Origin of the sequence: Janthinobacterium longum (assembly GCF_051380735.1) — a bacterium.
Taxonomy (GTDB): domain Bacteria; phylum Pseudomonadota; class Gammaproteobacteria; order Burkholderiales; family Burkholderiaceae_D; genus Janthinobacterium.
Genome location: NZ_JBNYXQ010000002.1, coordinates 277,135 through 295,973, shown reverse-complemented (window position 1 = coordinate 295,973; position 18,839 = coordinate 277,135). Strand labels below are relative to the sequence as shown.

The 18,839-nt window shown below is 63.2% G+C and carries 14 protein-coding genes; 9 read left to right on the top strand and 5 right to left on the bottom strand.

Features of this window, described 5'->3' with window-relative positions:
* Positions 1-72: 72 nt before the first annotated feature.
* Positions 73-456, bottom strand: a complete 384-nt coding sequence (rpsL, locus tag ACQ4WM_RS09545; protein ID WP_010394376.1) for a 30S ribosomal protein S12 — start codon at positions 454-456, stop codon at positions 73-75.
* 391 nt (positions 457-847) lie between these two features.
* Here rpsL and ACQ4WM_RS09540 point away from each other — a divergent pair, with 391 nt between their 5' ends.
* Positions 848-2,689 carry a phosphoethanolamine transferase gene (locus ACQ4WM_RS09540; RefSeq protein WP_436546459.1) on the top strand — a complete coding sequence of 614 codons (1,842 nt, stop codon included), beginning with the start codon at positions 848-850 and terminating at the stop codon, positions 2,687-2,689.
* Positions 2,690-2,781: 92 nt separating this feature from the next.
* Here the strand turns inward: ACQ4WM_RS09540 and ACQ4WM_RS09535 are convergent, their stop codons facing one another.
* Positions 2,782-4,377, bottom strand: a complete 1,596-nt coding sequence (locus ACQ4WM_RS09535; protein WP_436546458.1) for a MutS-related protein — start codon at positions 4,375-4,377, stop codon at positions 2,782-2,784.
* Between the two features lie 81 nt (positions 4,378-4,458).
* The gene (locus ACQ4WM_RS09530) at positions 4,459-6,009 is read right to left on the bottom strand and encodes a methyl-accepting chemotaxis protein (RefSeq protein ID WP_436546457.1); all 1,551 of its coding nucleotides are present in this window, start codon (positions 6,007-6,009) and stop codon (positions 4,459-4,461) included.
* A 234-nt stretch (positions 6,010-6,243) separates the two neighbouring features.
* Here ACQ4WM_RS09530 and ACQ4WM_RS09525 point away from each other — a divergent pair, with 234 nt between their 5' ends.
* From ACQ4WM_RS09525 to ACQ4WM_RS09490, 8 genes are read left to right on the top strand one after another with little or no spacing between them, the layout of a single operon-like run.
* The gene (locus tag ACQ4WM_RS09525; protein ID WP_436546456.1) at positions 6,244-7,509 is read left to right on the top strand and encodes an efflux RND transporter periplasmic adaptor subunit; all 1,266 of its coding nucleotides are present in this window, start codon (positions 6,244-6,246) and stop codon (positions 7,507-7,509) included.
* A gap of 33 nt (positions 7,510-7,542) precedes the next feature.
* On the top strand, positions 7,543-8,253 hold the full coding sequence (locus ACQ4WM_RS09520; RefSeq protein ID WP_436546455.1) for an ABC transporter ATP-binding protein: 711 nt from the start codon (positions 7,543-7,545) through the stop codon (positions 8,251-8,253).
* 9 nt (positions 8,254-8,262) lie between these two features.
* Positions 8,263-9,573 (top strand): ABC transporter permease, encoded by a 1,311-nt coding sequence (locus ACQ4WM_RS09515; protein ID WP_436546454.1) that lies wholly within the window; start codon positions 8,263-8,265, stop codon positions 9,571-9,573.
* Between the two features lie 24 nt (positions 9,574-9,597).
* Positions 9,598-10,833 (top strand): ABC transporter permease, encoded by a 1,236-nt coding sequence (locus ACQ4WM_RS09510; RefSeq protein WP_436546453.1) that lies wholly within the window; start codon positions 9,598-9,600, stop codon positions 10,831-10,833.
* Between the two features lie 17 nt (positions 10,834-10,850).
* Positions 10,851-12,185 carry a sigma-54-dependent transcriptional regulator gene (locus tag ACQ4WM_RS09505; protein ID WP_436546452.1) on the top strand — a complete coding sequence of 445 codons (1,335 nt, stop codon included), beginning with the start codon at positions 10,851-10,853 and terminating at the stop codon, positions 12,183-12,185.
* Between the two features lie 14 nt (positions 12,186-12,199).
* Positions 12,200-13,519, top strand: coding sequence for a sensor histidine kinase (locus ACQ4WM_RS09500; RefSeq protein WP_436546451.1), 1,320 nt, complete (start codon positions 12,200-12,202; stop codon positions 13,517-13,519).
* A complete protein-coding gene (locus ACQ4WM_RS09495; RefSeq protein WP_436546450.1) occupies positions 13,516-14,295 on the top strand; it encodes a spermine/spermidine synthase domain-containing protein in 780 nt (259 codons plus the stop codon). Before ACQ4WM_RS09500 ends, ACQ4WM_RS09495 begins: the two co-directional genes overlap by 4 nt.
* Before the next feature lie 38 nt (positions 14,296-14,333).
* Positions 14,334-15,152, top strand: a complete 819-nt coding sequence (locus ACQ4WM_RS09490; RefSeq protein WP_436546671.1) for a class I SAM-dependent methyltransferase — start codon at positions 14,334-14,336, stop codon at positions 15,150-15,152.
* 45 nt (positions 15,153-15,197) lie between these two features.
* Here ACQ4WM_RS09490 and ACQ4WM_RS09485 read toward each other — a convergent pair whose 3' ends face one another.
* Positions 15,198-16,853 carry a serine hydrolase gene (locus tag ACQ4WM_RS09485; protein ID WP_436546449.1) on the bottom strand — a complete coding sequence of 552 codons (1,656 nt, stop codon included), beginning with the start codon at positions 16,851-16,853 and terminating at the stop codon, positions 15,198-15,200.
* A 22-nt stretch (positions 16,854-16,875) separates the two neighbouring features.
* Complete coding sequence (locus ACQ4WM_RS09480) at positions 16,876-18,735, bottom strand: M1 family metallopeptidase (protein WP_436546448.1); 1,860 nt, start codon at positions 18,733-18,735, stop codon at positions 16,876-16,878.
* Between the last annotated feature and the right edge of the window lie 104 nt (positions 18,736-18,839).

The window sequence follows — 18,839 nt, the reverse complement described above, 5'->3', positions numbered from 1 at the left end:
GACCAGATGCGGTCGACTACATTCACTTAGCTAGTTGCCACTGAGCGAAACTTGGGTTTGCTGCTACAACTATTACTTCTTGCCTGCTTTAGCGCGCTTGGTACCGTATTTCGAACGCGATTGCTTACGGTCTTTGACGCCTTGGGTATCCAGAGCACCGCGAACCATGTGGTAACGAACACCTGGCAAATCTTTTACACGACCGCCGCGCAGCAGAACAACGCTGTGCTCTTGCAAATTGTGGCCTTCACCGCCGATGTACGAAATAACTTCGAAACCGTTGGTCAGACGCACTTTGGCAACTTTACGCAGAGCCGAGTTAGGCTTCTTTGGAGTCGTGGTGTAAACACGTGTGCAAACGCCACGTTTTTGCGGGCTGTTTTCCAGCGCCGGCGATTTGCTCTTCACGGTCAAGGCGACGCGTGGATTGCGAATCAATTGATTGATGGTTGGCATCGTTATAAATCCAACAAAAAACTACGATTAATAACCCGGACATTGCTGCCCGGCGACTAAAACCTCGTCCCGCTTTTATCGTTCCACACCGGAGGCGCCCGTAGCCACTCAACGAGGAGCGGCTGAAAAATGCCTGGTAACACGTAAACGATGTGCAGAATAAAATCGAGAACTCGCTAGTTTAGACCTAGTGTTACAGGGGGTCAATCAGTTTACGGCTTTTTGCTATAAAAAAGAGCAAAGTAAACGTGCGTACGTGGCATTTAAGCCAATTTTTCCTGCCCGAGCCCCACTGGCGCCATGCTGGCGGCTCCATGTTGAACGACCGCAAGACAGCAAAAGGAATGATAATAGCGGACATTTTTTCGCTGCCGCCCCGCCGCCATCCTTTATGCGCTTCTTGTTTCGCCCTGCCGGCGCCAGCCTGGCCAACGCCTTTTTGCTGCTGACCTATGCCTTGCTGACGGCCGTACCCTTTTTGCCGGTATTGCTGGGACGCACACCAGAGCATCCGTGGCAACTGCTTACTTTCGAACTGCTGGCCTGGCTGGCCGTGTGGAGCATCTTCCAGCGCCCGGCGTATTTTCACTGGCTGCTGGTGCCCGCCTTCCTGGCGCTGCCGACCGAGATTTACCTGTTCGTGTTTTACGGCCAGGGCATCTCCACCCACCACCTGGGCATCATCTTCGAGACCAGCCCCAAGGAGGCGATGGAGTTTTTGGGCCAGAAAGTATGGCTGATGGGCGCCGTGATGCTGGGCGTGGTCGCGTGGTGCGCGGCAAGCTGGTATGCGGCAACGCGCACACGCAGCCTGGACTGGCGCGGCAAGAGCCGGCCGGCGGCCATCGCCGTGTTGCTGCTGCTGAGCGCCAGCTGGTGGTATGGCCATGAGTTCGGGATTGCCGCCGGGACCCAGGCTTCCCAGGCTTCGGCCTCGACATCCAGCGAGGAAACCGCCATCGAGGGTGCCGATGACACAGGCCTGGACTGGCCAGCCCTGCCGCGCTGGCTACGCCTGCCCTACAGTTTCGGGACCGTCAGCAGCGCCTGGCCCTTCGGCCTGATGGCGCGCGGCGTCGATTTTTACAAGGAACGCCGCTACCTGGCCGAACTGGGTGACAAGAGCAACAGCTTTACCTTTGGCGCCCACCAGCAGGACCCGGACACGCAGCCGGAAGTGGTGGTGATGGTCATCGGCGAATCGTCGCGCTACGACCGCTGGAGCCTGAACGGCTATGCGCGCGAGACCAATCCCCTGCTCAAGCAGGAAGATAATCTGGTGCCGCTGGCCGACGTCATCACCGCCGTCTCGGCCACCCGCCTGTCGGTGCCGGTCATCGTTACGCGCAAAAAAGCCACCGAAAGCCTGAAGGCCGGCTTTTCGGAAAAATCGTTTTTGTCCGCCTACAAGGAAGCGGGCTTCAAGACCTACTGGCTGTCGAACCAGATCTCGTTCGGCAAGTTCGACACGCCCGTTTCCGTGTTTGCCAAGGAAGCCGACGTGGTGCAGTTCCTGAACCTGGGCGGTTTTACCAACAGCTCGAACTTCGACCAGATTTTGCTCGATCCTTTGAGGAACGCGCTGGCCGATCCGGCGCCAAAAAAACTGATCGTGCTGCACACCCTGGGCAGCCACTGGAACTACAGCCAGCGCTATCCGAAACAATTCGACCAGTGGCAGCCATCGCTGTTCGGCGTCGACAAGCCGGTCTACACGGATACGGCCATCAAGCCGCAACTGAGCAACAGCTATGACAGTTCGATTTTATACACAGACTGGTTTTTGTCGCAGGTGATCGGCACGCTGAAAGACGGCGGCGAACGCACGGCGCTGCGCAGCTCGCTCATGTATGTGTCCGACCATGGCCAGACGCTGTACGACGGCACTTGCCGCCTGGCCTTCCACGGCCACAACACGCAGTTCGAATTCCACGTGCCTGCCTTTGTCTGGTACTCGCCACAATTCGCGCTGCGCTACCCGGACAAAGTGAAACAGGTGCGGCGCCACCAAAAGTCGAAACTGTCGACCGAAAACATGTTCCACACGCTGCTCGACCTGGGCGACATCCGCTACGCCGGCGAACAAGCCGAGTGGAGCATCGCCAGCGCCAGCTTCAGGCAGCACAAGCGCTATGTCGACAGCTACGGCTGGACCGACTACGACAACGCTACCTTGCGCGGCGACTGCCACGAAGTGATCGACAAGGGCACGCCAAGGAAGCAGGAAAAATAGAGCCTGGGCTGCTGCCAACTCGCGCTCGGCGTCGCGCAGCAGCGCCTCGGGCACGCCGCGCTTTTTCAGGGCTTCGACATATTATGTATTTACTATGTCAATACATTTTGCATTTCATGCCGCCCTCCCTCTTCCAGCACGCCGCTGCAATCGGTGGGCTGCGCCATATGGCTGCTGAGCCAGTCGAACACCCTGCCCGCCTTGTCTTCGATACTGCGGCCAAAACCGCGCTCGGCCAGCAGCGCGATGCCGTTGGTGGCCTGCAGCACGCCGGGCGCCAGCCACAAGACGCCGGTGGCATCGCGCTGCACGCACCATGGCGCCAGGCAGTCTTCCAGCAGCGGCGCGAGCACCAGGTTGTGCGAAGACACGATCACCAGATGGTGCGCCGCCAGCGTGTGCAGCACGGCGGCAGCGGCCGAAATCGATTCGAGGTGATTGGTGCCACGAAATATCTCGTCGATAATGAACAGCGCCGGCGCACCACTGTCGGCCAGCGCCAGCAGCTCGCGCGCACGGCGCAGTTCGGCCAGATATAAGCTTTCGCCGCCGGCCAGCGAGTCTTCGCTCTGCATGCTCGAGTATAGCGGCAGCAGCGGCACGCGGGCCGCCTGGGCATGGCAAAAGCCGAAAGCACGTGCGCAGACCAGGTTAATGCCCAACGTGCGCAGCAGCGTGCTCTTGCCGATGCCGTTCTGGCCCGAGACAAAGGCGCCGCGCCGGTCCAGGGTCAGCGACAGCGGCACTGCTGCTGGCAGCAGGGGATGGACCATGTCTTGCAGTTGCATTTCGCGCGGTCCGACCACGCTGGCCCGGCAGAAAACAGGCGCCTCGATCAAGTGGCGTGCCAGTGCCAGATCCGCTTCCAGGGCAGCGACCTGGCTGAAACTGTCACGCAGAAAATCGCGCTGCGCTGCCACCAGTTGGCGCGTACGAAAGTAGCGCGTGATATTTTTCAGCAGCAGCCAGTCGCCATACTCGGCCACCACCGTATCGACCATCGGCAGGTAGCGCAGTAGCGAACGCTCGATGCCGCGCATTATTTTTTTCACCTGCGCGTGACTGTCCTTGAAGTGCGCCGTTGCCGGTATATCGAGGCGCGCCAGCGCCGCATGGGCCTTGAGCAGATGGCGCAAGCTGTCAAGCCTGCTCTCCCATTGTTTGCTCACCTCATAATAGTGCGACTGTATCGTCATCAGCGCAACACAAACGGCCAGTACGCCAAACAGGGCAGGCCAGCCCACTACCCAGACGGCGGCGATCGCCAGCAACAAGGCCAGCGGCACCAGCCACAGCCAGGCATGCCACCACGGCGCCGGCGCCAGCTTGGCGCCGTACAGGGTGGCGGCAACTTCGGTATCGGCCTGGCGCAAGCCATGGCAGGCGCGCTGCAGGCTGGCCGCCAGCGGCGCATCAGCCATCAGCAAGAGCGGGCGTTCGATGGCGGCGTCGCCGGCCTGGCTGCTGCACAGGCGGCGATGCAATTCCTGCTGCCCGAAAATACTTGTACCTTGGGTCAGGCGGTCCGTATATTGATCGAGCAGCAGATCGTCCCAGGTTTGCCGGTCGATCTGCGGCACGGCGCCAGCCAGCGTTTGCAACATCGCCACATCGCTGCGTGCAAACGGATAATCGAGTACCGGCGCGAGCACGACGGCGGGGAACAATCGCTGTAGAAAACTGAACATGGTGCCTTGATCAAGGTGGCAGGAAACAATGTTGCCTATATGCACCCAATTATCAACTTATCAAGGCCTGCGCAGCACATTTCAGTTCAATTTGAACAGACTCACCGTTTGCGCCAGTTCGCCCGCCTGGTCCTGCAGCGACTGCGTGGCTGCTGCCGCCTCTTCCACCAGCGCCGCATTCTGCTGCGTTACCTGGTCCATCTGGGCGATGGCCTGGTTGACCTGATCGATGCCGTCGCTCTGTTCGCGGCTGGCGGTGGCGATCTCGCCGACGATCTGCGTTACCTTGCGCACGTCGCCCACCAGCGTATCCATGGTAGTGCCGGCGCGCTCGACCAGGCTGGTGCCGAGCGCGATCTTGCCGACCGAATCGTCGATCAGCAGCTTGATTTCGCGCGCGGCCTGGCTCGAGCGCTGCGCCAGGCTGCGCACCTCGGTGGCGACTACCGCGAAGCCCCTGCCCTGCTCGCCGGCGCGCGCCGCTTCGACGGCCGCGTTCAGGGCCAGGATATTGGTCTGGAAGGCGATGCCATCGATGACGCCGATGATGTCGACGATTTTCTTCGACGATTCATTGATCGCGTTCATGGTGCTGACCACGTCCTGCATCACTTCGCCGCCTTGCGCCGCCGTGCCCGACGCACCCTCGACCAGGCCGCGCGCATGCTGGGCGTTTTCGGAATTCTGCTTGACGGTGCTGGTCAGCTCCTCGATCGAGGCGGCCGTCTGTTCCAGCGAACTGGCCTGCGTTTCCGTGCGCGAGGACAGTTCCATATTGCCAGCCGCCAGTTCCTGCGAACCGCGATTGATCGCTTCGGCGCCGCCGCGCACGCGCGCCACGGTCGACAGCAAATCCTGCTGCATGCGGCGGATGGCAGCGAGCAGGCGGCCGATCTCGTTGTCGCCACCCGTGTCGATGCGCGCCGTCAGGTCGCCATGCGCCACCTGGTCCAGCAGCACCACGGCGCGCGCCAGCGGCGCGATCACCACCTGGCGCAGCATGTAATGCACGCCAGCCACCAGCGCCAATGCCAGCAGCAAGCCCAGCGCGACCAGCCACTTGACGATGGCGTAGTCCCGGTCACGCGTCGTCATCAAGGTCTTGATCTGCTCGTCGCTGAGCTTCTGGAATTTCTCCAGCTGTACCGAAAATGCGGCGCCGGCCGGCGTCAGTTCGCGCGTGTTGATGCCCGTGTAGGCGTCAGCATCGTTGGCGGCCAGCGCGGTACCGGCCCGTTCCAGCGCCTGCATCTGCGTGCGCGCCGCCGCGATCAGCGCTTCCTTGAGCGGCGCATCCTGGCCTTCATAGACCGGCGCGCTGGCGTATTGGCCGATGAATTCCAGCGCACGCTGGTGCGACTTGCGCGCGCTGGCCAGCGCACTGTCGCGATCGGCCTGCGCACCGCCATTCTTGATGCTGGTGTAGGCACGCGTCAGCGCGGCGCGCACGCGCGTGGTGTCCTTGTAGGCGTCATTGATGACGATCACCTGCGACGTAACCTGATACATGGTGGACATGGAGCTGGTCGACTGGCCCAGTGCGTAAATGCCCAGCGCGGCCCCTACCACCAGCATCCCGGCAAACAGCAGCAGCACGCCGAGCAAACTGGCGCGCACGGTGAGGTTTTTCATGTCGTCTCCACTATATTATCAATAAAACATTTAACATCAAGCAATACTTCTTGGCCGACTATACCAAGAATGCCAGTCTGATGGATGAAAAAAAAGCACGCCGGGATGCGTACGCAACGGACAGCGCGGACACGTCCGGACAGCGGACAAGCGACCTGCCGCCCAATCAAATCAGGTACTTGGAGCTGGCACGTATCGTGCTGTAGCTCAGTTATTCTTTTTAATGCCACCACCATGATCCGCGACACTTCCCACCAAGACGCCGTTATCGCCGCCCCAAAGGGTCAGCTCGGCAAGCGCCGCCTGCTGATCGCCGCCGGCACCCTGGCCTTGCTGGCCTGCGCCTATGCCGCCTTCCACAGCTGGCGCGGCAGCGAACACTCGGTCAACGCCAGCCGGCTGCGCATCGCCGAGGTCACGCGCGGCACCTTGGTGCGCGATGCCGCAGTCAACGGCCGCGTGGTGGCCTCGGTCAGCCCCACCCTGTATTCGACTACGGTGGCCACCGTCACCCTGAAAGCCAAGGCTGGCGACACGGTGAAAAAAGGCGACATCCTGGCGGTGCTTGAATCGCCCGACCTGTCCGACGCCCTCAAGCGCGAACAATCGAGCGTGCAGCAGTTGGAAGCAGAAGTGGCACGCCAGCAGATCCTGGCCAAGAAGCAGAAACTGCTGGCGCGACGAGAAGCCGATACGGCCGAAATCGAACGCCTGTCGGCGCAGCGCACGCTGGAACGCTACGAAAGCGTGGCGCAGGTAGGCATCATCGCCAAGATCGATTATCAAAAGGCGAAGGACGCCCTGAATTCGGCCGAGATCCGCAGCCGCCACGCTTCGCAGGCGGCCGGCCTGGAAAGCGAAGACGTGACCCTGGCCCTGAAGACCAAGGCCAGTGAACTCGAACGCCAGCGGCTCAGCCGCGACAACGCCCAGCGCCGCGTCGACGAACTGACAGTGCGCGCCCCCGTGAACGGCTTTATCGGCACTTTGTCGGTGGCCAACCGCAGCGTGGTGCAAGCCAACACGGCCTTGATGACCCTGGTCGACCTGTCGCAGCTGGAAGTGGAGCTGGAAGTGCCGGAGACCTATGTGGCCGATATTGGCCTGGGCATGCGCGCCGAGATCGAGGTGGCCGCCGTCAAGGCGACCGGCAAGCTGTCGGCATTGTCTCCCGAAGTGGTCAAAAACCAGGTGCTGGCGCGCGTGCGCTTCGATGGCGAACAGCCGGCCGGCATGCGCCAGAACCAGCGCGCCACGGCGCGTTTGCTGATCGATGAAAAACCGAACGTGCTGATGCTGGCGCGCGGCCCGTTCGTGGAAGCCGAAGGCGGCCGTTTCGCCTATGTGGTGCGCGACGGCGTGGCCGTGCGCACGCCGATCCGCATGGGCGCGACCAGCGTGTCGGCGGTCGAGATCGTCGACGGCCTGCAGCAGGGCGACAAGGTGGTCATCTCCGGCACCGAAAACTTCGAGAACGCGGCACGCGTCTCGCTCAACTGACATTGATTCATTTACTTTTACAAGAGGCTCCCCATGCTGCGCATGCAAAACCTGAGCAAGGTCTACCGCACCCACATGATCGAAACGCACGCGCTGCGCGGCTTCGACATCCATGTACGACAAGGCGAATTCGTCACCGTCACCGGCCCTTCCGGCTCGGGCAAGACCAGTTTCCTGAACATCGCCGGCCTGCTCGAAGAATTCACCGACGGCCAGTACATCCTCGACGGCGTCAACGTCCAGGGCATGGACGACAACGCCCGTTCGCGCCTGCGCAATGAAAAGCTGGGCTTTATCTTCCAGGGCTTCAATCTGATCCCCGACCTGTCGCTGTTCGACAATGTCGACGTGCCGCTGCGCTACCGCGGCTTCAACCGCGCCGAGCGCCGCGAACGCATCGAGGACGCGCTGGCCAAGGTCGGCCTGGCCTCGCGCATGAAGCATTATCCATCCGAGCTGTCGGGCGGACAGCAACAGCGCGTGGCAATCGCGCGTGCGCTGGCCGGTACCCCCAAGCTGCTGCTGGCCGATGAACCGACCGGCAACCTCGACACGCAAATGGCGCGCGGCGTGATGGAGCTGCTGGAAGACATCAACGCCCAGGGCACCACCATATTGATGGTCACGCACGACCCGGAACTGGCGCTGCGCAGCCAGCGCAATGTACACATCATCGACGGCCAGGTGTCTGATCTGGTGCAGCAGGAAGCGTCGCTGGCCGGCAGTCATGCCGTCCGTGCCTGAGGAGTGCCCATGCTACGCTACTACTTTTTGCTGGGCCTGCGCAGCCTGCGCCGCAACCCGGCACTGACGGCACTGATGGTGCTGACCCTGGCCATCGGCGTGGCCGCCAGCGTGTCCACGCTGACCATCCTGCACGTCATGTCGGGCAATCCGCTGCCGCACAAGAGCGACCGCCTGTTCGTGCCGCTGTTCGACAATGGTTCGCTGTCCGGCTACACGCCCGGCAACAAGGCCGGCGACAACCAGCTCAGCTACCGCGACGCCGTCAATCTGCAGAATAGCAAGATCGGCGAGCGGCGCAGCGTGATGTATGGAGTCGGCGGGCCGGTCGAGCCGGCGCGCAAGGATATCGGCGCCTTCACCAGCCGCGGCCTGGCCGCCTACCGTGATTTCTTCGCCATGTTCGAGACGCCATTCCGCCATGGCCAGCCGTGGAGCGCGGCCGACGACGCGGCCGGCGCCGATGTGGTGGTGCTGTCGCGCAAGTTGGCCGAAAAACTGTATGGCGACGCCAACCCGGTCGGCCAGCGCATGACCTTGCTGGGTTTTCCCTACCAGATCGCGGGCGTGCTCGACACTTGGGAGCCGGTGCCGCGCATCCACCGCATCATCGGCAGCGGCGCGTTTGGCAGCGACGACGAATTCTTCATTCCCTTCACCAGCGCGATCCGCCACCAGACATCGCATGACGGCAGCATGAGCTGCGACGGCGACCGCGCGGCGGGCTACCAGGGGACGCTCGATTCCGAATGCACCTGGCTGCAATTCTGGTTCGAGATGGCGCGCGACGGCCAGCGCAGCGAACTGCAAAGCTACCTGGACAGCTATGCGCAGGAACAGCGCAAGCTGGGCCGCCTGAAGCGCAATGCGCCCAATCAGTTGTTCAACATCGACGAGTGGCTGGCGCACCTGAACGTGGTCGGCAACGACAACCGCCTGTCGGCCTGGCTGGCCTTCGGCTTCCTGGCGCTGTGCCTGGTCAACACCGTCGGCCTGCTGCTGGCGAAGTTTTCCGTGCGCGCCGCCGAAGTGGGCATCCGCCGCGCGCTGGGCGCCTCGCGCGCCGATATCTTCCGCCAGTTCCTGCTCGAAACCACCGTCATCGGCCTGGCCGGCGGCGTGCTTGGCTTGCTGTTGGCGTATGGTGCGCTGGCCCTGATCGGCATGCAGTCGCGCCAGCTGACGGTGGTGGCACACATGGACTGGAAGATGCTGTGCCTGACCTTCCTGGTCTCGATCGGCGCCGCCATCCTGGCCGGCCTGCTGCCCACCTGGCGCGCCTGCCAGGTAACGCCGGCGATCCAGCTCAAGTCGCAATAAACCTATCCTACAATGAGACCGATCATGGAAATTCGTCCCATCCTGTCTGCGCTGATGCGCAGCAAAACCGGCGCCATCCTGGTGGCAATGCAGGTCGCACTGAGCCTGGCCATCCTGGCCAATGCGCTGCACATCGTCAATGTACGCCAGGAAGTGGCGGCCCGGCCCAGCGGCGTAGCGGCCGAGAACGAGGTGTTCAGCCTGCTGGCGCGCAATATGCGCCCGGCCGGCCATAACGAGCAGCTGGCGCTGCAAAAGCGCCAGGTGGCCGTGCTGCGCGCCGTGCCCGGCGTAGTGTCGGTGGCGCAGGTGAGCCAGATACCGCTGTCGCGCAACGGCAGCACCTCGGGCCTGTCGGCCAATCGCAGTGACCAGAAAAACACCATCCAGGCCGCCGTCTATATCACGCCCGATTCGCTGATCAAGACCTGGGGCTTGCAACTGGTGGAAGGACGCGACTTCACGCCCGGTGAAATCACCGAAATCGACCAGAACGTGACGGAAGAATTTCCGCCGCAGGTCATCATCACGCGCGCGCTGGCCAACAAACTCCATCCCGGTGGCGGCAGCATGCTGAAGCAGCCGGTGTTCATGGGCAGCGGCGTCGGCGCACAGCAACTGCAGGTGGTCGGGGTAGTGGAACGGCTGCAGACGCAAGGCGCCGAGACCGGCCAGCGCGGCGAGTATTCGATGCTCACGCCAGTGCGCCTGACGGGCGACAGCGATACCCTGTTTACCGTGCGCGCCGAAGCGGGCCAGCGCGATCGCGTGATGAAAGACGCCGAACAGGCCATCCGCGCCGCCTCGCCCGGCGACGTCATCGTGCGCGTGCGCACGCAGGGCGAAGAGCGCGACAAGCGCTACCGGGCCGACCGCGCGCTGTCATGGATGCTGATCACGGTCTCGACCCTGCTGCTGCTAGTCACCGCCAGCGGCATCGTCGGCATCGCCAGCCTGTGGGTGTCGCAGCGGCGCAAACAGATCGGCGTGCGCCGCGCACTCGGTGCGCGCCGCGTCGATATCCTGCGCTACTTCCTGACCGAGAATTTCATGATCACCAGCGTCGGCGTGGCCGCTGGCGTGCTGCTGGCGCTGGGCCTGAATCACCTGCTGGTGAGCCAGCTGGAAATGGCGCGCCTGCCGCCCGGCTACCTGCTGGCAGGCGCGCTGGTGTTCTGGCTGCTGGGCGTGGGGGCAGTGTATGGCCCGGCCTGGCGCGCGGCCAGCATTTCGCCGGCCACCGCCACCCGCAGCACTTGAAATGCTATGCTGCGCGCATGCCTACCGTACTGATTATTGACGACCATGCCGCCGTGGCGATCGCGCTCGAGGTGCTGTTTTCCCTGCACGAGATCGATAGCATCAGCGCCGCCACACCCGAAGAGGGCCTGGCGCTGCTCGCACGCCATCCTGTAGACCTGGTGGTGCAGGACATGAACTTTTCGGCCGACACCACCTCCGGCGAGGAAGGCGCCTCGCTGTTCCACGCGATCCGCGCGCGCCACCCCGACCTGCCGGTGATCTTGCTGACCGCCTGGACCCAGCTCGACGCAGCCGTTGACCTGATCAAGTCGGGTGCGGCCGACTACCTGGCCAAGCCCTGGGACGACCGGCGCCTGGTGGCCAGCGTGCGCAACCTGCTGGAACTGGGCCAGGCCAGCCGCGCCTTGCGCGAACGGGTGCTGGCCGAGCAGCGCCAGCGCCATGCGCTGGAACACAGCCATGACCTGCGCGGCATGGTATGGCAGGACCCGGCCACCGAGCGTGTGGTGCACCTGGCATGCCAGGTAGCGCGCGCCGACGTGCCGGTGCTGATCTCCGGCCCGAACGGCAGCGGCAAGGAGCGCATTGCCGCCATCGTGCAGGCCAATTCGCTGGTGGCTGCCGGCCCCTTCGTGGTGCTCAATTGCGGCGCCGTGCCGGTCGACCTGATCGAGGCCGAACTGTTCGGCGCCGAGGCGGGCGCCTATACCGGCTCGACCCGCGCGCGCGACGGCAAGTTCGACGCAGCCGATGGTGGCACCCTGTTCCTCGACGAGATCGGCAACCTGCCGCTGGCCGGGCAGATGAAACTGCTGCGCGTGCTGGAAACGGGCCGCTTCGAACGCCTGGGCTCGAACCGTGAACGGCAGGTCAAGGTGCGCGTCATCAGCGCCAGCAATGCCGACTTGCAGGCGATGATCAAGGCGGGTACTTTTCGCGAAGACCTGTTCTACCGCCTCAACGTAATCGAACTGCGCTTGCCGCCGCTGGCGCAGCGTCCACTCGATATCCTGGTGCTGGCGCGCCATTTTCTGGGCCCGGAAAAAACTTTGGACGCGCAGGCGCAGGCGGCACTGCTGGCACACGGCTGGCCCGGCAATGTGCGCGAACTGAAAAACGTGATGCAGCGCGCCAGCCTGCTGACGACCGGTAGCATGATCCACGCGCCCGAACTGGGCTTGCCGGCCGCGCCGGCAGCGCCAGCGGCAGCGATGGAACCGGACCGCGACAGCGTTATCGAAGCGCTGGCGCGCGCGCGCGGCGTGGTGGCGCAGGCGGCGCAGGAACTTGGCCTGTCGCGCCAGGCGCTGTACCGGCGCATGGAACGCCTGGGCATCGCGCGCGCCTGATGGTACCCGCCACCATGCGCCTTTCGCTGCTGACGCGCTGGACGGCGCTGATCGTTACCTTGCTGATGCTGGGCGTGATCATCGCCGTGGCGCTGGCGCGTTATTTCCCGGCCCGGCCGCTGCTGGTGCTGGGCGCCACCCTGCTGTGCGTGCTGCCGATAGCCATCATCACCATCCGCGCCCAGCTGCAGGCGATGCTGTCGCTGTTTCGCGCCTTGTCGGGCACCGTCACCAGCTATCAGGACGGCGATTTTGGCTTCAGCCTGCGCTGGCCGCAGAACGATGAACTGGCCGACCTGGTGGCAGCCCACAATGCGCTCGGCGACGTGCTGCGCAAGCAGCGCCTGGACCTGGTGCAGCGCGAACTGCTGCTCGATACCATGGTACAGAACACGCCGGTGGCCATGCTGCTGGTGGCCGAAGGCAGCGCCATCGTCTACGCCAACCTGGCCGCGCGCCAGCTGCTGCACCATGGCCGCCGGCTAGAAGGCCACCACCTGGCAGACATCGTACGCAAGGCGGAACCGGCCCTGGCCGAAGCGCTGGCGCGCGGTAATGACGGTTTATTTACCAGTGGCGAAGGAGAACAGGAAGAGGTATATCACCTGGCCCGGCGCAGCTTCAGCCTGAACGGACGCCGCCACGAACTGCTGCTGCTGCGCCAGCTGACGCTGGAACTACGGCGCCAGGAAGTGCAGACCTGGAAAAAAGTCATCCGCGTGATCAGCCACGAACTGAATAATTCACTGGCGCCGCTGGCCTCGCTGGCCCATTCCGGTGCGGAACTGGTGCGGCGCGGCCAGACCGAACGGCTGCCGCAAATCCTCGCCACCATCGAAGAGCGCACGCGCCACCTGGAGAGCTTCATCCTCGGCTACGCGCGCTTTGCCAAGCTGCCCACGCCGCGCCTGGCCAGTTGCCAATGGCCGCCTTTTCTCGACAGCCTGGCGGCGCAGGCCACCTTCACGCTCGAGTGCGAGCCTCCCGCGCAGCCGGCCATGTTCGACGCGGCGCAGCTGCAGCAAGCCTTGCTCAACCTTCTGAAAAATGCGCTGGAGTCAGGCTCCAGGCCCGAACATATCGGCTTGCACATCAGCCATGCGCAAGGCATGCTGCGCATCGAAGTGCGCGACCGCGGGCCGGGCATGAGCGGTGCCGTGCTGGAAAACGCGCTGGTGCCGTTCTATTCCACAAAGCGCAGCGGCACCGGCCTGGGCCTGGCGCTGGCGCGCGAGATCGCCGAAGCGCATGGCGGGCGCATCAGCCTGTCGAACCGCGACGGCGGCGGCCTGGCCGTGGTGATGGTACTGCCGGCTGCTACACTGGCGCCATGACGATAGAATTTACCTCCAACACCAACGCCGCCTTCAGCCATCCCGGCCATCCGCCGGCCACCATCACGCAGCACCGCGGCATCCGCTATATGCACCTTGGAACCAAATGGGTGCAGGGCGCCATGCGCCTGGACAAACCGGACGCCATCGAGCTCGAATACGTGCAGATGATGATGATGTGGATGCTGTTCAAGAGCGAGCCGAAACGCATCGTGCAGCTGGGCCTGGGCAGCGCCGCGCTGACCAAGTTCAGCTACCGCCGCTTTCCCGACGCCACGGTGACGGCGGTCGAACTGAACCCCAACGTGATCGCCCTCTGCGGCGCCCAGTTCGCGCTGCCGCCGAACGACGCGCGCCTGGACGTGCGCGAAATGAATGCGCTCGACTTCGTGCTCGACACCGCCAACCACGGCACGGTCGACGTGCTGCAGGTCGACCTGTATGACGAAGAAGCGCGCGGCCCGGTGCTCGACACGCCGCAATTCTACCAGGCGTGCGCCGACTGCCTGACCGAAGACGGCATCATGTGCACGAATGTATTCGGCGACTTTCCCAACTACGACAAGAACCTGCAGGCGATGGAACTGGTGTTCGACGCCGTGGTGTGGGTGCCGGAACTGGAAGACGAAAACATCGTCGTGCTGGCGTTCAAAAAGTCGCCTGCGCTGGACTTCAGCGAATTGTACGAACGCGCGGCGACCATCAAGAAACAAGTCAACCTGCCGGCCAAGAACTGGGTCAACGGCTTGAAGCAGTGGATGCTGGACCAGCAGTAAAACCTTTTTCCTTAACAAGCATGGAGCGCAAGATGATGATGAAGCGAGTATTCCTGGCTGCCGCCCTGGGCGCAGCAATGATCACGGGCGCTGCAGCCGTGGCTGCCGACAGCAGTGACGCGGCGTTGAAAGCGGCGATTGCCGGCAGCGCGCGCACGCCTGCCAACGTGGCGCGCGACGGCGCCCGCCATCCCTACGAAACCCTGACCTTTTTCGGCATCAAGCCAAACATGACGGTGGTCGAACTGGCGCCAGGTGGCGGCTGGTACACCGAGATCCTGGCGCCTTATCTGCGCGAACAGGGCAAGCTGATTGCCGCCGGCAGCGACCCGCAAGGCAGCGAAGGCGCACGCCGCAGCGCCGCCCGCTTCCAGCAAAAACTCGACGCCAACCCGGCTGCATACGACAAGGTGGAAATCGGCGCTTTTGCGCCACCGACCACCTACCGCATCGCACCGAAAGGCACGGCGGACATGGTGCTGACCTTCCGCAATATCCACAACTGGATCCCGATTGGCGACGAGGGCTTGAAGGTACTGTTCAGCCAGGTCTACGACAGCCTGAAACCGGGCGGCGTATTCGGTGTTGTCGAGCACCGTTTGCCGGCAAACAAGGTACAGGACGCGAAGGCAAGCAGCGGTTACATGCACGAAGCGTATGTGATCAAGCTGGCCGAAAGCGCCGGCTTCAAGCTGGCCGGCAAATCGGAAATCAACGCCAACCCGAAAGACAAGGCCGACCACGAAGGCGGCGTCTGGGCACTGCCGCCCACTTACGCCAACAAGGATGTGGATCGCGCCAAATATGAGGCGATCGGCGAGAGCGATCGCATGACGCTGAAGTTTGTGAAACCGTAAGCACCATGCAAAAAGCCACCTCACGGTGGCCTTTTGCATTCTCGGTTACTTCTTCTCTTCTTTTGCCTTGACCGGCACCAGATTCAGATCCTGGAAGTCATAACTGAAGTCGGTTTCCTCCGAAACCGGCTCCATCTTCACGCGGTCAATGCTGCCGTCCGGCTTCAGAGAGAAAGTCACATAGGCATCGGCGTTGAAGTTGCGCTCCTTCCAGCGCACGATAAAGGTATCGTGCTGCCAGTGTTCCAGTTCGCCCGTCAGGTCCGGCGTGCGCGTAAAGGTCAGGATATGCTTCTTGCCCTGCGGTGCGATCACCACCTTGCCGTACCAGGCGTCTTCGTACTCGCCGTCATAGGCCGCCAGCGGCAGCGAAGGCTGCGATTTTGCCGCGCGGGCTTTTGATGCACTGCCCTGCTTTTTCACTTCTTCGGCGTGCATGTCCTGCTCCACCTTCGACACCAGGCCGATCCAGTCCGACGGCGCGACGTTGAGATAATGGTCGACAATGCGCCACTGCAGCGCCGTCATGGAGCCGCCGTTTTCCGCATTGGTCAAAATCGCCACGCCCAGTTTCGCCTGCGGCACCATCAGCACGCGCGAATAAAAGCCCTGCAGCGCACCTCCGTGCATGGCCACCTTCATGCCCTGGTAGTCGCGCAACTGGAAACCCAGGCCATAGGCGCTGAAGTTCGGCTTGGTGGCGGCCAACGCCGGTTTCGGCTCGCCGATCTTGACCGGAGTTTGCGCGGTCCACAATTCAGTGGCCTGCTTTTCACTGAACAGGCGCGCTTCCTTGCCGTCCTTGTCCTGCACGCCGGCGATCTTGCCGCCGTCGAGCAGCACCATCATCCACTTGGCGATATCTTCCGCGTTGGTGTTGATGCCGACCGCACCGACCGCGTTCGGGACCGGCATCGATTTGACGGCGGCGACCTTGCCGTTGATCTTGCTGTGCGCGCTGGCCACATCGGGATTGCCCGCGTTCTCCGCCAGGCTGGTGGTGGTGCCGGTCATGCCCAGCGGCGCCAGGATGCGCTCGTGCATGGCCTGGCCCCAGCTCTTGCCGGTTTTCTCGGCGATGATCTTGCCGGCCACGATGTACAGCAGGTTGTCATAGGCGTAGCTTGCGCGGAAACTGGTGGCGGGGCGGATATAACGCAGTTTCTCGATAATCTCGTCAGTGGTGAAGGTGGTGGTTGGCCACCACAGCAAGTCGCCCGCGCCCAGGCCCAGGCCACTCCTGTGCGTCAGCAGGTCGCGGATGGTCATTTCGCCTGTCACATACGAGTCGTGCATCTGGAAACCAGGCAGGTGTTTGGTGACCGGGTCATCCCAGGCCAGCTTGCCTTCGTCGACCAGCATGGCCAGCGCAGCGGCCGTAAAACCCTTGGAATTGGACGCCACTTCGAACAAGGTCTTGCCGTCCACCGGCGCCGGCTCGCCCAGTTTGCGCACGCCGAAACCCGTGGCGGCGATCACCTTGCCGTCCTTGACGATGGCAATTGCGATGCCGGGCACGTCGAAGGTTTTCAGGGCGCTGTTGACATCATTCGCCAGGTCAAATGCGGGCGCAGGCAGTTGCGCCGCGACAGGCGCGGCAGGGGCAGGGACAGGATCGGCGGCCAGCGCCGGCAAGGCGGCGCTGGAAAACGCCAGCACAATGGCGGCGGCAAGGGTGTGCAAGGGATGCATGGATTTCATGGTGTGGATTCCTGAAGGTGGATCAATGTATTTGTGCGGCCATCAATTTGTCGACGCTTTCCTGCGTCACCGGGTGGTAGCGTTCGCGCGCTTTGGCATACACGTCTTTCGCCCACTGCTGGCCCTGCGGCGTTTTCATCAGCGCGCCGTACAGCGGCACGACGAACTTCTGGCGTCCCACGCTCAGCAAAAACGTTTGCAGCGGCGCGCTCACGTCGTAGCCGGCATTCACCGACGCCAGGTAGAAGCGGTAGGCCACTTCATTGTTGCCGCTCTTGGCGACGCCAAAGACGTCGTCCAGCTCGCGCAATTGCGCGGCGCTGGCGCGGCCGTTGATATCGTTCAGGAAGTGCATCGATTCAATCGCAATCCACTTGTCCATGCCCAGTTCCCGCGTCGGCAGCGTACCCTTCAGCCACGCCTCGCGATGCTGATCGAGCAGCGCCAGGCGCGGCGAAACCACCGGCCTGGCGCCGGCCGGCACGCCGGTGCCGTACAGCCAGTCGTTCAGCTCTGCTTCCGGCATTACCTCGGGATGCTGCGCCAGCAGGTTCTTGCGCAGGTAGGCGATGAACTGGTCGGTCGTCACGCTTTGGAAGGCATGCTGGTCGAACCAGCCGCGCAGGAAGGTATCGAACACTTTGCGGCCGGCGCGCTGTTCCATGGTGGCCAGGAACCAGGCGCCCTTGGGATAGATGATGCCGTCGTCGGTGTAGGTCTCGGCGGGGTTGGCGTCAGGGTCGCGCGTGAGCAGGGCAGTCTTGGCGGCAGGCAGTTCCCTGATCGACGCGGCCAGCTCTTCCTGGTCGACCTGTACGCCCATCTGCGCTACCTCGCTGCCGTACAGCTGCTCGACGATGCGGGTAGTGACGTAGGTGGTAAAGCCTTCGTTGAGCCACATATGTTTCCACGAAGCGTTGGTGACCAGGTTGCCCGACCACGAGTGCGCCAGTTCATGCGCGATCAGGTCGACCAGGCTGCGGTCGCCGGCGATCATGGTCGGCGTCAGGAAGGTCAGGCGCGGATTTTCCATGCCGCCGTAGGGGAACGATGGCGGCAGCACGATCATGTCGTAGCGCCCCCAGCGATAGTCGCCATACAGCGTTTCGGCCGCCTTGATCATTTTCTCGGTGTCGGCCAGCTCGTATTGGGCGGCCTTGATGCGTGGCGGTTCGGCATACACGGCCGAACGCGGGCCGAGCTTGCGCACTTCCAGCTCACCGATGGCAATCGCCAGCAGATACGATGGAATCGGCTGCGGCATGCGGAACTTCCAGCCCCCCTTGCCGGTGGCCTTTTCGTCATTCTCGGCGCTCATTACCACGCGCATGCCGGCAGGCGCTTCGATACGGGCGCTGTAGGTAAAGCGCACGGCCGGGGTATCCTGCGACGGCACCCAGGAACGGGCGTTGATGCTTTGCGACTGGCTGAACATGAACGGCAGCCTGCCCGACATGGTCTGCTGCGGCGTGAGCCACTGCAGCGCGATGGCGCCCGGCGCGGTGTGGTAATACACACGCACTTTTTCCGGCTGGCCGGGGGTGGTGATACGCAGCGCCTGGCCCTTCTCGGCGTCGACTGCGTCGAGCTGGAACGAGGCCATCTGCCACGCGCCGCGCTGGTCCTGCACCTGCACCCTGGCGATCACCAGGTCGCGCGTATCGAGCACCAGCGTGCGCGCAGCCGGGTCTATCCATTTCAGGGTCAGCTCGGCATAGCCAGACAGGGTCTTTTGCGTAAAGTCCGCCTTCAGGTCCAGCTGCAGGTCGCGCGTGCGCACCTGGTCGTAGCGCGCATAGCTCAAGGGGTCGGCGTGCGCGGCCAGGCTGGCCTGGCACAGCAGCGCGCAGCCGAGGGCGCGCAGGAAAGTCATCGTTTGCATGGTCGTCTTTTGAATGATTTGCGAAAGCCCTGGCACATGTAAGCCAGGGCGTCGCGCAGAATAGCATTTCCAGCCCAGGCTGGCAGGAATAGCACCGCGCCGGC

Coding starts and splice junctions, on each gene's coding strand:
- ACQ4WM_RS09490 (WP_436546671.1), top strand. CDS start 14,334: ATGAAGCGAGTATTCCTGGCTGCCGCCCTGGGCGCAGCAATGATCACG.
- ACQ4WM_RS09510 (WP_436546453.1), top strand. CDS start 9,598: ATGGAAATTCGTCCCATCCTGTCTGCGCTGATGCGCAGCAAAACCGGC.
- ACQ4WM_RS09520 (WP_436546455.1), top strand. CDS start 7,543: ATGCTGCGCATGCAAAACCTGAGCAAGGTCTACCGCACCCACATGATC.
- ACQ4WM_RS09530 (WP_436546457.1), bottom strand. CDS start 6,009: ATGAAAAACCTCACCGTGCGCGCCAGTTTGCTCGGCGTGCTGCTGCTG.
- ACQ4WM_RS09515 (WP_436546454.1), top strand. CDS start 8,263: ATGCTACGCTACTACTTTTTGCTGGGCCTGCGCAGCCTGCGCCGCAAC.
- ACQ4WM_RS09480 (WP_436546448.1), bottom strand. CDS start 18,735: ATGCAAACGATGACTTTCCTGCGCGCCCTCGGCTGCGCGCTGCTGTGC.
- rpsL (WP_010394376.1), bottom strand. CDS start 456: ATGCCAACCATCAATCAATTGATTCGCAATCCACGCGTCGCCTTGACC.
- ACQ4WM_RS09500 (WP_436546451.1), top strand. CDS start 12,200: ATGCGCCTTTCGCTGCTGACGCGCTGGACGGCGCTGATCGTTACCTTG.
- ACQ4WM_RS09505 (WP_436546452.1), top strand. CDS start 10,851: ATGCCTACCGTACTGATTATTGACGACCATGCCGCCGTGGCGATCGCG.
- ACQ4WM_RS09495 (WP_436546450.1), top strand. CDS start 13,516: ATGACGATAGAATTTACCTCCAACACCAACGCCGCCTTCAGCCATCCC.
- ACQ4WM_RS09525 (WP_436546456.1), top strand. CDS start 6,244: ATGATCCGCGACACTTCCCACCAAGACGCCGTTATCGCCGCCCCAAAG.
- ACQ4WM_RS09540 (WP_436546459.1), top strand. CDS start 848: ATGCGCTTCTTGTTTCGCCCTGCCGGCGCCAGCCTGGCCAACGCCTTT.
- ACQ4WM_RS09535 (WP_436546458.1), bottom strand. CDS start 4,377: ATGTTCAGTTTTCTACAGCGATTGTTCCCCGCCGTCGTGCTCGCGCCG.
- ACQ4WM_RS09485 (WP_436546449.1), bottom strand. CDS start 16,853: ATGAAATCCATGCATCCCTTGCACACCCTTGCCGCCGCCATTGTGCTG.